Below are 12,976 nucleotides of genomic sequence, written 5' to 3'. Positions count from 1 at the left end.
CTAGTCCTCCCGGGTGAGCCGGCGCATCGACCGCGGTTTCGGCAGCGCGCGGGCGGTTCTCGGACCCGCGGTGGCAGGAGGACAACGGGCGCCACTCAGGCGGCAGGTGTCAGATCAGGCGGCGGGTGAGCTCGTCGGGGGCGTGCCGGAGCACGGCGCCGAGCGGGGTCCACGGCCACGGCGGCACAGCGGCCTCCTTCGGCTCGCGGTCGATGGCCTTGACGAGGGCCTTCACGCCGTCGTCGAGCGACGCCTTCATGGACGTCTTCACGCCCTTGTTGATGTCGGTCTCGATGAAGCCGGGCTTGATCACGGTGACGGTGATGTCGCTGTCCGCGAACTCGGCCTGCAGGCCCTCGCCGAGCGCGGTGAGCCCGGCCTTGCTCGCCGAGTACGCGGTCTGCGCCTTGGGCATGCCGCGCTGGCCGGCGATCGAGGAGATGAGCACGAGGTGCCCGCGCCCCTGCGCGCGGAACACCTCCAGCACCGCCTCGATCTGCGCGAGCGCGCCGGTGAGGTTGGTCTGCACCGTTTCGAGATTCGCGTACGCCTTCCCCGTGCCGAGCGGCGCGCCCTTGCCGATGCCGGCGTTGATGATCGCGCGGTCCAGGCCGCCCAGGCGCTCCACGACCGTGCCGATCGCCACCGGGACCGCGGCGAAATCGGTGACGTCCAGCTGCTCGATCGCGACGGCGCCGGACTTCGGGCAGGCGGTGAGCTCGGCGCGCAGCGCCTCGAGCCGGTCGAGGCGCCGCGCGAGGAGACCTACGTCCTCGCCGCGCTCCGCATACGTCCGAGCCATGCCTTCGCCGAGACCGGAGCTGGCTCCGGTGATGAGGATCCGCATTCACTCACCTTAACCGCGGCATGGTCATCCGCCGCGGGAGCCGGAGCGCCGTGCGCGTCGCCACGGGCCGCCAGCGCGGGGCCGCCCAAGCCGGTGCGCGCGAACAGCTGGATCAACGGCCCGACACCGACGGCGTAGAGCACCGTCCCCACGCCCAGCGTGCCGCCGAGCACGAACCCGACCACCACGACCGCAACCTCCATCGACGTGCGCACCACCCGGACCGAGCCGCCCGTCCGGGCGACGAGCCCCGTCATCAGGCCGTCGCGCGGGCCCGGGCCCATCCCGGCCCCGATGTAGAGCACCGTCGCGAAGGCGTTGAGCACGATCCCGCCCAGCATCATCGGCACGGCGATCACCAGGGCCGGGTTCGCGGGGAACAGCGGGGCCATGGCGTCGAACGCGACGCCGATCACCACCACGTTGGCGACGGTGCCGAACCCGGGTTTCTGCCGGATCGGGACCCACGCGAGCAGGACGACCGCGCCCACCAGGATCGACGTCACGCCCACCGAGAGCCCCGACTTCCCGGCGAGCCCCTGGTGCAGCACGTCCCACGGCATGTTGCCCAGGCCGGCCTTGAGAATGGCCACCATCGCGGTCCCGTACAGCCACAGGCCCACGAACAGCTTCAGCAATCGGATCATCATGCCGACAACCATCCCGCGTGGTGGACTGATATTCCATAGCCAGTTCTGACATACTGGCTTCGTGTTCCCGTCAACTGGCACCGTCGGCGCGGCCGCCCTCACCAAGCAACTGGGCGCGTGGCGTCCCGACGGTCCGCGGTCGGCCTACGTCGCGCTCGCCGAGGCGCTGCGCCTGCTGGTACTGGACGGGCGGGTCCCCGTCGGGACCGCGCTGCCGAGCGAGCGCGCCCTGGCCGCCCACCTCCAGGTGAGCCGAACGACGGTGACCGCCGCGTACGCCGAGCTCCGCGACAGCGGCCACCTGCAGTCCCGGCAGGGCGCGCAGCGTGCTCACGCTGCCGCACTCCGCGCCCGCCGAACCTGCCGACACCGGCGCCGAGGCCGACCTGATCCGGCTGAACATCGCGGCACCGTCGGCCCCGGACCAGATCGTGCACGACGGATACCGCCACGCCCTCGAGTGCGCTCCGCCGTACCTGGCGGGCATCGGCCTGTACCCCGGCGGCGTGCGGGCGCTGCGCGAGTCGATCGCCCGGCGCTACACCGACCGCGGCCTGCCGACGTCGTCCGAGCAGGTGCTGGTCACCTCCGGCGCGCAGCACGCGCTGCGCGTGGTGCTGGACACGCTGGTGCACCCCGGCGACCGGGTGGTCATCGAGCAGCCGACGCACCACGGCACCATCCTGGCGCTGCGCCGGCACAACGCCCGCCCGATCGCGGTGGGGCTGCACCCCGAGCACGGCTGGGACCTGGACCAGCTGGAAGCAGTTGTGAAACAGCAGAATCCGCGGATCATCTTCACCATCCCGGACTTCCACAACCCGACCGGCCTGCTGCTCGATGAGGCCGGGCGGGCGCGGCTCGGCGAGATCTCGGCGCGCTACCGGGTGCCGATCGTCGTCGACGAGACGATGGCCGAGCTCGCGCTCGACGTTCCCGCGCCGCCGCCCGTCGCCGCCTTCGCGCCGCGCGGCGCCCGGATCATCACGCTCGGATCCGCGAGCAAGACGGTGTGGGCGGGCCTGCGCGTGGGGTGGATCCGCACCGAGACCTCGCCGGACTCCCTGACCGCCGCGCGCTACGACATGGACCTCGCGGGTGCGGTCTTCGAACAGCTCGCCGCCGCGTACGCGCTCGATCACCTCGCGGACTTCCTGCCGGGACGGCTCGACTCGCTGCGCGCGTCGCGCGCAGTGGCCCGCGCCGCCGTCGCGCGGCACCTCCCCGGCGCCACGGCGTCCCCGGCCTCGGCGGCCTGTGTCTGTGGGTCACGCTGTCGCGCCCGGTCGGGACCGCCACCGCCGCAGCGGCCGCCGGACTCGGGGTGCGCATCGCCGCCGGCTCGGCCTTCGGGGTCGACGGTGCCCTCGAGCGGAACATCCGCATCCCGTACTCGCTGCCGTCGGACGTTCTGGAAGGCGCGATCGAATCGGTGGGGACCGCGTACCGTCGGGCGACGGGCGGCGCGACGGTGCCCGACCTGGCCGGGCAGCTCGTCGTGTGACTCCCGGCACACCCGGAATGCCTCGGACCACGGTCCGGTTGAATGTCTCAGTACCTCGCACCTCTAGGAAGGATCCATCGTGAGCAAGACCCGTGACCTCGGACTGTTGGCCCTGCGTACCGTCGTGGGAGGCACGCTGGCGTACCACGGCGCACAGAAGCTGTTCGGCGCATTCGGCGGCGGCGGCCTCGAGGGCACCGGCCAGGGCTTCGAGTCGATGGGCTTCGCCCCCGGCAAGCCGAACGCCGCCATCGCCGGTGCCGGCGAGTTCGCGGGCGCCGCGCTCGCGCTCGGTGCCGCGACCCCGCTGGCCGCCGCCGGCGGTGTGGGCGCGATGATCGTGGCCGCCGACGTGCACCGGCCCAACGGCTTCGCCGCGCAGAGCGGTGGCCTCGAGTACCAGGTGGTGCTCGGCACCGCCGCCGCAGCACTCGCCCTGACCGGCCCCGGCAAGTACTCCGTCGACCACCTGCTGGGCGACCGCCTGAACAAGCCGTGGCTCGCGGCCGTCGCGCTCGGTGGCGCCGTCGCCGGCGGTGCGATCACCATCGCGCGCCGCAACGCCGCGCTCGCCCAGGCCGAGGCTGTGTCCGAGGCGATCGAGGAGGAGGCCGCCGAGGGCGACGTGATCCTGGGCGACTACGACCCCGAGACCGGCAAGAACGACGGCGCGGACAAGCTCATCAAGTAGTCCCGCCGGAGCGGCACTCACCGGCCGCTGGAACACGGATGCCGCCGGACCCCTCACCCAGGGTCCGGCGGCATCGTCGTCCATCGCGCCTGCGCTTCACGATGTCGGGTTCCGGGGCGTCACAGGTGCGCTGGCACCCCAGTTCATTCCTATTGAGGTAGGGCGCCTGCCCGTCAACGCCACGCGATGCCGACCCTCAGGGCGGTTTCGCCTATTTCAGCAGTTTCGACATCCGACGGTCCGCGAGCACCTTGCCGCCCGTCTGGCAGGTGGCGCAGTACTGGAACGAGCGGTCGGCGAACGAGACCTCGCGCACCGTATCGCCGCACACCGGGCACGGGCTGCCGGTGCGGGCGTGCACCTTCATCCCGGATCGCTTCTCTGCCTTGAGGGTGGCCACGTGCTGCCCGACGGACCGCTCGACCGCGTCCTCGAGCTCGGACCGCATGGCGGCGTACAGGGCGTCGGCCTGCGCCTCGTCGAGCGACTTCGCCGCCGCGAAGGGCGAGAGCTTGGCGGTGTGCAGGATCTCATCGGAGTAAGCGTTGCCGATGCCGGCGATCGTGCGCTGGTCGCGCAGCAGCGTCTTGAGCTGCGCCCGCGAGCCCACGAGGATCGCACCGAACTCGTCGCGGGTCACGGCCAGCGCGTCCGGACCGAGCGTCGCGACCATCTCGATCTCCTGCGGGTCGCGCACGATCCACACCGCGAGCCGCTTCTGCGTGCCCGCCTCGGTGAGATCGAAGCCCTCCCCCTCCGGTCCGACGTGCACACGCAGGGCGATGGGCGACTTGCCACCCGGTTTGAGCGGTGTCGGCGACAGCTTCTCGGACCAGCGCAGCCACCCGGCCCGGGAGAGGTGCACGACGAGGGCCGGGCATCGTCGCCCTTGCGTGCATCGAGGACGAAGTACTTGCCGATCCGGCGGGTGCCGGTGACGGTGGCGCCCACCAGGTCGTGCGGGCCCGGCGCGTAGGTCTTGAGCACCGACAGCGCCGCCACGTCCACCCTGCGGACGGCGGTGCCGACGGCCTTGGCGCCCACGTAGTCCGCGATCGCGGCGATCTCGGGAAGCTCCGGCATGACCCCACTCTAGGGTGGGGGTATGACGTTCTTCGGCCGTTCCGGCGGCGGCGCCCTGTCCGACATCGACCTCGCGGCCGAGATCGCCGACGGTGCCGGGCGGATCCTGCAGGCCATCCGGCACGGATCGCTGCTCGACGGTCCGCTGCTCGGCGACACCGGCGACCGCCTCGCGCAGGCATGGATCGCGCGCGTCCTGCGCACCCACCGCCCGCACGACGCGGTGCTCTCCGAGGAGGCCCCCGACTCGACCGAGCGGCTCGCCGCCGATCGGGTGTGGGTGATCGACCCGCTCGACGGCACCCGCGACTACGCCGCGCACCGTCCGGACTACGCCGTGCACGTCGCGCTCACGCAGGACGGACGGCCGGTGCAGAGCGCGGTCTCGCTGCCCGCGACGGGCCAGATGTTCCGGTCCGACACCGTCACCGCACCGACCGGCGCGCTCACCGGGAACCTCGCGCTGTCGCGCAGCCGCGCGACCCCGGGCATGTTCCGGGTCGCGGATCAGCTGGGGCTACAGCCGGTCTCGCTCGGCTCGGCCGGCGTGAAGACGATGGCCGTGGTGAGCGGGCAGGTGGACGTGTACCTGCACGCGGGCGGCCAGTACGAGTGGGACTCCTGCGCCCCCGTCGGCGTCGCGCGGGCCGCGGGGCTGCACTGCTCGCGCCTCGACGGCAGCGAGCTCACCTACAACAACCCCGACCCCTACCTCCCCGACCTCGTGATCTGCCGGCCGGAGTTGGCGGAGAAGGTGCTCGACGCGTTGAACTGAATCAGGGGCGGCGGAGCAGGTACACGTCCATGATCCAGCCGTGCTTCGCGCGGGCCTCGGCGCGGGTGCGGGCGATCAGCTCGCCCACTTCGCCGACGGGTCCATCGATCAGGATCTCGTCGGGCGTGCCGAGGTAGGCGCCCCAGTAGATGTGGTCCGTCGGCTCGGCGGTCTCACGGAAGGTGCAGTCGGCGTCGAGCATCACCACTGTGTTGCGGCCGTCGTCCTCGTGCAGGCGCCGGCCGGTGGTGATATGGATCGGCTCGCCGACGCGGTTGAGCAGGATCGCGTGGGCGGCGGTCAGCGCCTGCACGCTGGTGATGCCGGGGATCACCTTCGGCGCCAGCGGGAGCGTGCGGGCCACGCGCTCGACGACCCGCAGCGTCGAGTCGTACAGCGACGGGTCGCCCCACACCAGAAATCCCGCGCTCCCGCCGTCGGGCACGTGCTCCGCGATCGCCGCGGCCAGCGCCGCAGCGCGGGCGTCGTGCCAGTCGGCGACGTTCCGGGCATAGGCACCGTCGGGCCGGGAGGCGCCGCGTTCGGCGGACCGGTCCCGCGGCGGATCCGGCACGAGGACGACCTTCGCGCCGGGCGCGTGCCGGTCCACGATCTCCTGCCGGATGCCGGTGAGCGTGCCCGCGTTCGGCTTGTCGAGGACGAAGAGGGCGTCGGCCGCGCGCATCGCCTCGATCGCGCCGACCGTGACGTGCCCCGGGTCACCGGCGCCGATGCCGATGACCAGCGCCGTGCGGGTCACGCGATCGGCTCGCTGTACATGTTGAGGGTCGCGGTGAGCAGATCGATCCGGTTCTGCTTGAGGATCTCGTTGTCCGGGTCGATCACGCAGTACGAGGCGGTGCCCTCGTGCACCGCGAGCAGCGCGTAGCCGAGCGCCTCCGGCTTGGTCACGCGGCGGCCGGCCGCCTCGAGCACGTGCATCACGGTGGGGATCATGTTGGCGAGCAGCATCTGCTGGGCGTCGCGGACCGTCTGGTTGAGCTCCGGGGTGCGGGTGCAGAGCGCCACGAAATCGCCGTTCACGCGCTGCCAGCGCTCGTTGACCGGGATCGCGCGGACGGCCATCTCGATGAGCTTGCCGTAATCGGCGCCCGCCACCACGTAGGTGTCGACCACCTTGGCCATGACGTCCATGATCCACTGCACGTGGAACTTCCAGACCTCGATGAACAGCTCTTCGAGGCTGGTGAAGTTCGAGTAGAACGCGCCCCGCGTGAAACCCGCGGCCTCGCACACCATCTTGACATTGGTCGAGCCGTACCCGTGCTGCGCGAACACCAGGTAAGCCGCGCGGATCAGGCGCCGACGGGTGCGCGCGCGCCCCTTGGCGTCGTCGGTCGATTGCAGCGCCGCGGTCATCCGACCGTCCCCGTGGGACAGATTGCGCGTCGCTGTTTCATCCGCTCAGTGTACCCGTCGGTAGCCACCGCTTTGGTGCGAGTTCAGCGACCGCCAACCAGTGCGTCGTACGGTGGGAACCGACTCGCTCTAGGAGGCCCGCAATGCCCGATTCCTCGTCCGTACCCGCCGCATCCGGCGGCGTCCTGCCGCGCCTGGCCGGGCTCGCTCTCGCCGCGATCGGCGGCGCGGTACTGATCGTCGCGGCCTTCCTGCCCTGGTTCACCGCGACTCCCGACCTCAGCGGGCTCGGCAGTCTCCTCTCGGGACGGAGCCTCGAGGCCGAGATCTCGGGCGTGGGCGCGGTCACCATGCCCGAATTCGACGGCTACGACGTGAGCTCCGCGATCGCCACCGACGCCGCGTGGGCCGGCTGGACCGTGATCGTGCTCGCCGTGGCCGCCGTCGCCGCGGCCGCGGCGGGCGCGTTCCTCCGCTCGCCCCTCGGGCGCACTGCGGGCGCGGTGACAGGGCTCTGTGGGCTCGCGGCCCTCGGCGTCGCGGCGTACGCCCTGATCATCCCCACCGGCCACCAGGCCGTCCCCGTCGCCGGACTGTCGGTCGACGTCGACACCACCGCGGCGGCCGGTCCGTACATCGTGATCGGCGGAGCAGTGGCGCTGCTGCTCGGCTCCCTCGCGCTGCTCCTCGCCCGACGGTCCGCCGTCACCCCGGTCCGGCACCTGCTGCGGCGCCCGCGGCACCGTTCGCGCCGGCCCCGGCGAACCCGGGGCAGCCGGTGCCGGGGCAGCCGGTGCCCCCGGTGCAGGCGAACGCCGCGCCCCCGGCCCGGTGCCGCCGCACGGTCCCGGCGCCGACGCCGGGTGGGCCCGGCCCGCGTCCTCTGTGCAGGGGCCCGCAGCACCGTCGAACCCCGAGCCGCCGCAGGCCGACGAGCACCAGGTGACCGCGATCGCGCCGGTCGCGCAGCGCCGGCCGCAACCGGAGTGGGACCGGAACTGGCCGACCGCGATACCGCCGCAGCCGCAGGGCGCGACGCCGCCGGCCCCGACGGTGCCATCCGAACAGCACACCGTCGTGGTCAAGCGGCCGCCGCGTCCGGTACGGGTCTCGCCCAAGCCCGAGACCGAGGCGATCCCGCGACGCGACCCGCGCTTCGACGGGCCCACCGGGCCGCTCTGATCCGGCGCTCGCTCAGCGGCCCGCGAGGATTCAGCGCTCGAGCTCGGCGACGCGGGCGCGCAGTCTGTCGATCTCGGCCTGCAGCTCCGCCTCCCGCTCCGCGGCGACCTTCTGGTACGCCTGGCCCAGCTGCTTGATGTACTCGCGGTCGAAGCGCGGGATGATGCTGCGCTGGCAGTTCCAGTCGTATGCCTCGACCGTGACCTCGATGATGCGACGGTCCGCGGTCTCGCGCACCGCGCCGCGCCCGAATACCTTGAGTCGCACCCGCCGCGGGTAGTCGACGAAGAACATCGCGAGCCGGTCGTCGTCAGCGAGGTTGCCCAGCGTCACGAACTGGTTGTTGCCCGGCAGATCGATGAAGCCGAGCCGCCCCGTCGCCGGGTCGTGCTGCACGAAACCGGCGGGGCCGCTGCGGTACTGCAGGTACGGCCATCCGTGCGGGGTGATCGTGGCCAGGCAGAACTGATCGGCACGGCTGATCATCAGCAGCTCGCGGTCGGTGAGGGCCTGCGGGCCGTCGTCGCCGCGTTCGAGCTGCCGGCCGTAGGCCACGTAGCTGCCGTTGGCCCGTTGCCGCGCCAGCGCCTCGTCGCCGAAGACGAGGTGGTGGTAGTGGTTGTTCGGCACGCAACTACGCTACGACACGTGGCGGACGAGATCGTGATCTACACCGACGGTGCCTGCCTGGGCAATCCCGGGCCCGGCGGCTGGGGTGCGGTGCTGCGCTTCGGTGCGCACCAGAAGGAGCTGTACGGCGCCGAGAAGGACACCACCAACAACCGCATGGAACTCATGGGCGCCATCTCCGCGCTGGAGGCGATCACGCGCCCGCTCCCGGTGGTGCTCTACACCGACAGCTCGTACGTGAAGAACGGCATCACCAAGTGGGTCGCGGGCTGGAAGCGCAACGGCTGGAAGACGGCGAGCAAGCAGCCCGTCAAGAACGTCGAATTGTGGCAACGGCTGGAGCGGGCCGCAGCGCAGTACGAGATCGAGTGGCGCTGGGTGAAGGGTCATGCCGGCAACGAGGGCAACGAGTTGGCCGATCAGCTGGCCTCCCGCGGCGCGCAGGAGGCCCGGGACGCCGAGGGTGAGGCGCTGGGCCGAGGTGGGCCGCGGTCGCCGTCGACCGCCGCGCGCACGGCCGGTGGGACCACCTACCGCAGCAGCTATTCAGATAGTGAATAACCCCAGGTAGACCTCGCGCGCGAGCATCGGACCTGGAGTTATTCACCTTCTGAATAGCAGTGGCGACCACACCGTGCCCTACTCCCGCCCGGAGCGCCCGGAGCGCTCGGCACGCCGGGGGTACGACGCCAGGTTCGTCGTCGCCCGGGCGAGCCGCGACGTCACCCGCCGCTGCGGCGGGCGCACGGGACGCAGTTTCGGTGGCACGTCCGCGACGCGGGCGCTGACCTTCCCGCCCCGCCCGTCCCGCGGATTCGGCTCGCGCGTCCCGGGCTCGGCGAACTTGCGGGTCCACTTCGCACCGTTCCACCAGCGCATGCGGCCGGGATCCTCCGGGTCCGGGTACCAGCCCCGCGGCGCCACGGGCGGCGGCAGTTCCGCCTTCCGCGGCAGCTTCAGCCCCGTGGCCAGCGCCCTGCGCTTCGCCGGCCCCGCCGGCCGGGCGGGTTTCGCCGGGCGGGCCGACGGTGCCACACTCACCCGGACCGGCCCGACTTCGGTACTCGCGCGTACGTTCATCCGACCGGCCATGCGCCGATTATGTGCGGATCACGCCGCGCGCAGCTGCAGAATCGCGATCTCCGGCGGCGACGCCACCCGCACCGGCGGGCCCCAGGCACCCGCACCGCGGCTGGTGTAGACCGGCATCCCGTCGACCGATTCGAGCCCCGCGAGCGCGGGCTGCTGCAGGCGGACGAAGTACCGAAACGGCCACAGCTGGCCGCCGTGCGTGTGGCCCGCGACCTGGAGGTCAGCGCCGCGGGCGGCGAACTCGCGTCCCTGCAGCGGCTCGTGCGCGACGGCGATCGTGAACTCGGAGCGCTGCACTCCGGCGAAGGCGGCGTCGTAGTCGGGGGTGAGCGGCGCGGTGCCCTTGCGGTCGTTGACCCCGACGACGGTGACCGACGAACCGCCGTTCGGTCCATCCCGCGATACCCGCACCGACTCGTTGACCAGCGGCCGCACGCCCACGTCGCGCCAGCGCTGCACCCAGTTCACGGCGTCGCCCGCGTAGTACTCGTGGTTCCCGGTCACCGCCAGCACCCCCATCGGCGCGCGCAGGTCGCGCAGCGGGCCAGGTGGTCGCCGATCTGCGCGACCGTGCCGTCGATGAGGTCTCCGCCCAGGAGCACCAGGTCCGGCTTCTCGGCGTTGGTCCGGTCCACGACGTCCTGCACGAACGCGCGGGTGCGCACCGGCCCGGCGTGGATGTCGGTGATCAGTGCGACCTTCACCGTCCCCAGCGCCGCGGGCATCGACGCGAGCGGCACGTCCGTGTGGGTGACCCGCGGCGTGGCCGCCTCGACCAGCCCGTACAAGGTGGCCGCGACCGCGGCCACGACCCCGGCGAGCGCGATGCCGCGGCGGAGCGGCGCACCGTCGAACCCGGGACGGAGCAGGCGCACCACCCGGCCGAGCACCCACACCACCCCCAGCACGATCAGCGTGAGCAGCAGGTAGAACACGGTGGCCAGCCACGTGAGACCGGCGGCGCTGATCCAGCGGACCCCGGCCGGATCGATAGCGCCGGCACCCGCGAGCAGGCCGACCGCGGCCGCCCCCGTCAGCAGCCCCGCCGCGACCAGCAGCAGGTTCCCGACGAGGCGCGCGGGGCGCGTCGTCCAGTGCGCGACCACCCGGCGCTGCACCAACACGAGCGCGCCCAGGATCACGATCAAGAGCACGGCGATACCACTCGGCACGACGAGAATCCCCCCACATGAGAAAGCAAACCGATTCCGAATGTACCGGCACCCGCTCGCCCCGCTAAACTCGTGCGCGCACGCCCTCGTAGCTCAGTTGGATAGAGCGGATCTCTCCTAAAGATCAGGTCGCACGTTCGATTCGTGTCGGGGGCACCATCACTTCGCGCGCTTGGCGATGGCGGTCACGAAGTCGGTGAGCATCTGCTCCTCCGATTCCGCCGACTGCGCGGTGCCACCGGTGGCATCGGCGATCTTCTTGAGAGCCGCGAGGTCGGCGTCCTTGCTGATGCCGACGGTGTGGATGTTCACCGGCCGCGCCGGGTCCACGAGCTTCGTGAGTTCGGCGACCAGCTCGTCCAGCGTGGTGCCACCGTTCTTCTCGTTGCCGCCGTCGGTGAGCAGGATCAGCGAGTTCGAGTAGGCCGGGTCGAAGTCCTTCACCGCCTGCCGGTAGGCGGCGAGCGTCGTGTCGTACAGGCCGGTGCCGCCGCCCACCTTCCCGGGCAGCGCGTTGACCGCGTCCAGCAGCGCCTGCCGCTGGGGCTTGCCGCCCCGGTCGGCGGACAGGGCAGCGGTGGGGACGACCTCGGCCCAGTCCTTGGCACCGCCGGCGCCCAGCGAGAAAGTCCACAGGCCGACCGCGTTCGCGTCGGGGATCTGCGTGACCACCTTGGTGAATCCCGACGCGAGCATCTTGATCCGCGTGGTGTCGCCCGCCTTCTCCTCCATCGACCCGGACGTGTCCACCACGACGAGCGTCTTGAGCGGCACGGCGAGTGCGGTGTACGCCTGCTCGGCGCGCGCCAGCTGCGCCGCGTCGGGCTCGGGGAGCCGGGCGACCTCGCCCACCCCGCCCGACGGTGCCGGGGTCAGGTCGACGCCGCGCAGGCCCTCACGGGCCAGCGCGTCCTTGCCGTCCGCGGAGGCGAACGCCGCGGCGAGGCGCTTGCCGGCCTGCTCGGCGGCGGCGCGCCGCTCGCCGGTGGCGGTCACCGCGAGCAGGAGCTCATCGCGCGGGGCACCGGACTTCGGGACGGTCGCGACGACGTCGTTCGTCTTCTTCTTGGCCGCCAGGTACGCGAACTCGGGGACGACGACCACGCCGCCCTCGGCCGCCGCGGCGGCGACCGGCTCCCCGGTCACGCGCTTCGCGGCCTGCGCGTACCGGGCGAGCGCCGCGGTGAGCGCCTTCGCATCGGCACCCGGCTGGGTCGATTCGGAGACGCCGGCCACGACGGGGACCGCGGAGAAGGGGGAATCGGCGGGCACCGCGCGGATGGTGGCCTGGGAGAGGGCCTCGAGCCAGCTGGCGGGCTGCGGGATCGCGGCGCCGGCCAGGACGATCGGCGATCCCGCGACCGCCGATGCGGGCAGTTCACGCCCGAGCTGGGCCGACACGGCCGCGGACCGGGTGCGGGAGGGCGAGCCACAGATCGGGCGTCTCGCCCCCGCCGGCCAGCCGACCGGCGGTCTGCGTGTCCGGGGTCTCGGTGACCGCGAAGGTGGTGCACCGATCCGATGCGAGCGCGGTCTGCGCGCGGAGAGCGGGCGCGAGCGTCGGATCGGCCATCACCGTGTAGTGCGCGGAGCCGTCACACTGCGAGACCTTGCCGCCGACGATGGCGAGCACTCCCGCCACCAGGACGGCGATCAGACCGATGCCGAGGAGGACGCGGGCGATGATGCGGCCACGCGGCTTCCCCGCAGCCGGGTCCCCCGGCGCGTAATGACGACCCATGAGTCAGGAAGGCTACTCGGTACCTACTGCTGCTGGTCGGGGTTCTGCTGCCCCTGCTGTCCCTGCTGGCCACCGGCGAACTTCTTCGCCGCGTCCTGCGCCTTGTCGACGTGCGAGGCGTACTTGCCGCCGGTCTTCTTGTCGACGAGATCGCCCGCCTTGTCGATGACGCTCGGGTTCTTACCCAGAGCAGCCTTGGCCTTGTTCGCGAGATCCTTGAAATCCATGT

17 protein-coding genes, 1 tRNA gene and 2 pseudogenes are annotated in these 12,976 nt (G+C 72.2%); 7 read left to right on the top strand and 13 right to left on the bottom strand.

Going from position 1 to position 12,976, the window contains the following annotated elements; all coding sequences use genetic code 11:
• Window positions 1-109: 109 nt before the first annotated feature.
• Together MTP03_RS03925 and MTP03_RS03920 are read right to left on the bottom strand one after the other, a co-directional pair.
• On the bottom strand, window positions 110-847 hold the full coding sequence (locus MTP03_RS03925) for an SDR family oxidoreductase (RefSeq protein WP_248490825.1): 738 nt from the start codon (window positions 845-847) through the stop codon (window positions 110-112).
• Window positions 766-1,497, bottom strand: coding sequence for a YitT family protein (locus MTP03_RS03920; RefSeq protein ID WP_248490824.1), 732 nt, complete (start codon window positions 1,495-1,497; stop codon window positions 766-768). Before MTP03_RS03920 ends, MTP03_RS03925 begins: the two co-directional genes overlap by 82 nt.
• Before the next feature lie 61 nt (window positions 1,498-1,558).
• Here MTP03_RS03920 and MTP03_RS03915 point away from each other — a divergent pair.
• From MTP03_RS03915 to MTP03_RS03905, 3 genes and pseudogenes are all read left to right on the top strand, one after another.
• Window positions 1,559-1,756, top strand: a pseudogene (locus MTP03_RS03915) (GntR family transcriptional regulator); the annotation flags it as partial.
• Window positions 1,757-1,823: 67 nt separating this feature from the next.
• A complete protein-coding gene (locus tag MTP03_RS03910) occupies window positions 1,824-3,068 on the top strand; it encodes a PLP-dependent aminotransferase family protein (RefSeq protein WP_248490823.1) in 1,245 nt (414 codons plus the stop codon).
• Window positions 3,069-3,080: 12 nt separating this feature from the next.
• Complete coding sequence (locus MTP03_RS03905) at window positions 3,081-3,692, top strand: DoxX family membrane protein (RefSeq protein ID WP_248490822.1); 612 nt, start codon at window positions 3,081-3,083, stop codon at window positions 3,690-3,692.
• A 211-nt stretch (window positions 3,693-3,903) separates the two neighbouring features.
• On the opposite strand, the pseudogene MTP03_RS03900 reads toward MTP03_RS03905, so the two are convergent.
• Window positions 3,904-4,775: pseudogene (locus tag MTP03_RS03900) on the bottom strand (DNA-formamidopyrimidine glycosylase family protein).
• 22 nt (window positions 4,776-4,797) lie between these two features.
• Here MTP03_RS03900 and MTP03_RS03895 point away from each other — a divergent pair.
• Complete coding sequence (locus tag MTP03_RS03895; protein ID WP_248490821.1) at window positions 4,798-5,550, top strand: 3'(2'),5'-bisphosphate nucleotidase CysQ; 753 nt, start codon at window positions 4,798-4,800, stop codon at window positions 5,548-5,550.
• Between the two features lies 1 nt (window position 5,551).
• Here the strand turns inward: MTP03_RS03895 and cobF are convergent, their stop codons facing one another.
• The 3 genes from cobF to MTP03_RS03880 form a co-directional block, all read right to left on the bottom strand.
• Window positions 5,552-6,310 (bottom strand): precorrin-6A synthase (deacetylating), encoded by a 759-nt coding sequence (cobF, locus tag MTP03_RS03890; protein WP_248490820.1) that lies wholly within the window; start codon window positions 6,308-6,310, stop codon window positions 5,552-5,554.
• Window positions 6,307-6,930: a TetR/AcrR family transcriptional regulator gene (locus MTP03_RS03885; protein ID WP_248490819.1), complete on the bottom strand. Its 624-nt coding sequence runs from the start codon at window positions 6,928-6,930 to the stop codon at window positions 6,307-6,309. Before MTP03_RS03885 ends, cobF begins: the two co-directional genes overlap by 4 nt.
• Before the next feature lie 367 nt (window positions 6,931-7,297).
• Window positions 7,298-7,567: a hypothetical protein gene (locus tag MTP03_RS03880; protein WP_248490818.1), complete on the bottom strand. Its 270-nt coding sequence runs from the start codon at window positions 7,565-7,567 to the stop codon at window positions 7,298-7,300.
• Window positions 7,568-7,761: 194 nt separating this feature from the next.
• On the opposite strand from MTP03_RS03880, the gene MTP03_RS03875 reads away from it, so the two are divergent.
• Window positions 7,762-8,112 (top strand): hypothetical protein, encoded by a 351-nt coding sequence (locus MTP03_RS03875; RefSeq protein ID WP_248490817.1) that lies wholly within the window; start codon window positions 7,762-7,764, stop codon window positions 8,110-8,112.
• A gap of 30 nt (window positions 8,113-8,142) precedes the next feature.
• On the opposite strand, the gene MTP03_RS03870 is transcribed toward MTP03_RS03875, so the two are convergent.
• Complete coding sequence (locus MTP03_RS03870) at window positions 8,143-8,742, bottom strand: pyridoxamine 5'-phosphate oxidase family protein (RefSeq protein ID WP_248490816.1); 600 nt, start codon at window positions 8,740-8,742, stop codon at window positions 8,143-8,145.
• Window positions 8,743-8,775: 33 nt separating this feature from the next.
• Between MTP03_RS03870 and rnhA the strand changes: the two genes are divergently transcribed.
• Window positions 8,776-9,303, top strand: a complete 528-nt coding sequence (gene rnhA / locus MTP03_RS03865) for a ribonuclease HI (protein WP_371820956.1) — start codon at window positions 8,776-8,778, stop codon at window positions 9,301-9,303.
• Between the two features lie 78 nt (window positions 9,304-9,381).
• Here rnhA and MTP03_RS03860 read toward each other — a convergent pair whose 3' ends face one another.
• Genes MTP03_RS03860 through MTP03_RS03850 form a run of 3 tightly spaced genes read right to left on the bottom strand, consistent with a single transcriptional unit; the run spans window position 9,382 to window position 11,006 of the window.
• A complete protein-coding gene (locus tag MTP03_RS03860) occupies window positions 9,382-9,834 on the bottom strand; it encodes a DUF2510 domain-containing protein (protein WP_248490814.1) in 453 nt (150 codons plus the stop codon).
• An 18-nt stretch (window positions 9,835-9,852) separates the two neighbouring features.
• Window positions 9,853-10,338 carry a metallophosphoesterase gene (locus MTP03_RS03855; RefSeq protein ID WP_248490813.1) on the bottom strand — a complete coding sequence of 162 codons (486 nt, stop codon included), beginning with the start codon at window positions 10,336-10,338 and terminating at the stop codon, window positions 9,853-9,855.
• Complete coding sequence (locus MTP03_RS03850; protein WP_248490812.1) at window positions 10,335-11,006, bottom strand: metallophosphoesterase; 672 nt, start codon at window positions 11,004-11,006, stop codon at window positions 10,335-10,337. Before MTP03_RS03850 ends, MTP03_RS03855 begins: the two co-directional genes overlap by 4 nt.
• Before the next feature lie 82 nt (window positions 11,007-11,088).
• Here MTP03_RS03850 and MTP03_RS03845 point away from each other — a divergent pair.
• Window positions 11,089-11,165, top strand: a tRNA-Arg gene (locus MTP03_RS03845).
• On the opposite strand, the gene MTP03_RS03840 is transcribed toward MTP03_RS03845, so the two are convergent.
• The 3 genes from MTP03_RS03840 to MTP03_RS03830 are packed head-to-tail and all read right to left on the bottom strand — an operon-like array spanning window position 11,166 to window position 12,974.
• Window positions 11,166-12,407 carry a VWA domain-containing protein gene (locus MTP03_RS03840; protein WP_248490811.1) on the bottom strand — a complete coding sequence of 414 codons (1,242 nt, stop codon included), beginning with the start codon at window positions 12,405-12,407 and terminating at the stop codon, window positions 11,166-11,168.
• Entirely contained in the window at window positions 12,385-12,747 is a 363-nt protein-coding gene (locus MTP03_RS03835; protein ID WP_248490810.1) for a hypothetical protein, read from the bottom strand. Before MTP03_RS03835 ends, MTP03_RS03840 begins: the two co-directional genes overlap by 23 nt.
• A gap of 23 nt (window positions 12,748-12,770) precedes the next feature.
• A complete protein-coding gene (locus tag MTP03_RS03830) occupies window positions 12,771-12,974 on the bottom strand; it encodes an antitoxin (protein WP_248490809.1) in 204 nt (67 codons plus the stop codon).
• Window positions 12,975-12,976 lie beyond the last annotated feature (2 nt).

The sequence above is a fragment of the Tsukamurella sp. PLM1 genome (genome assembly GCF_023168325.1).
In the GTDB taxonomy this organism is placed as follows: domain Bacteria; phylum Actinomycetota; class Actinomycetes; order Mycobacteriales; family Mycobacteriaceae; genus Tsukamurella.
The sequence above is the reverse complement of the archived record's forward strand: the minus strand, read 5'-3'. Positions and strand labels throughout refer to the sequence as shown.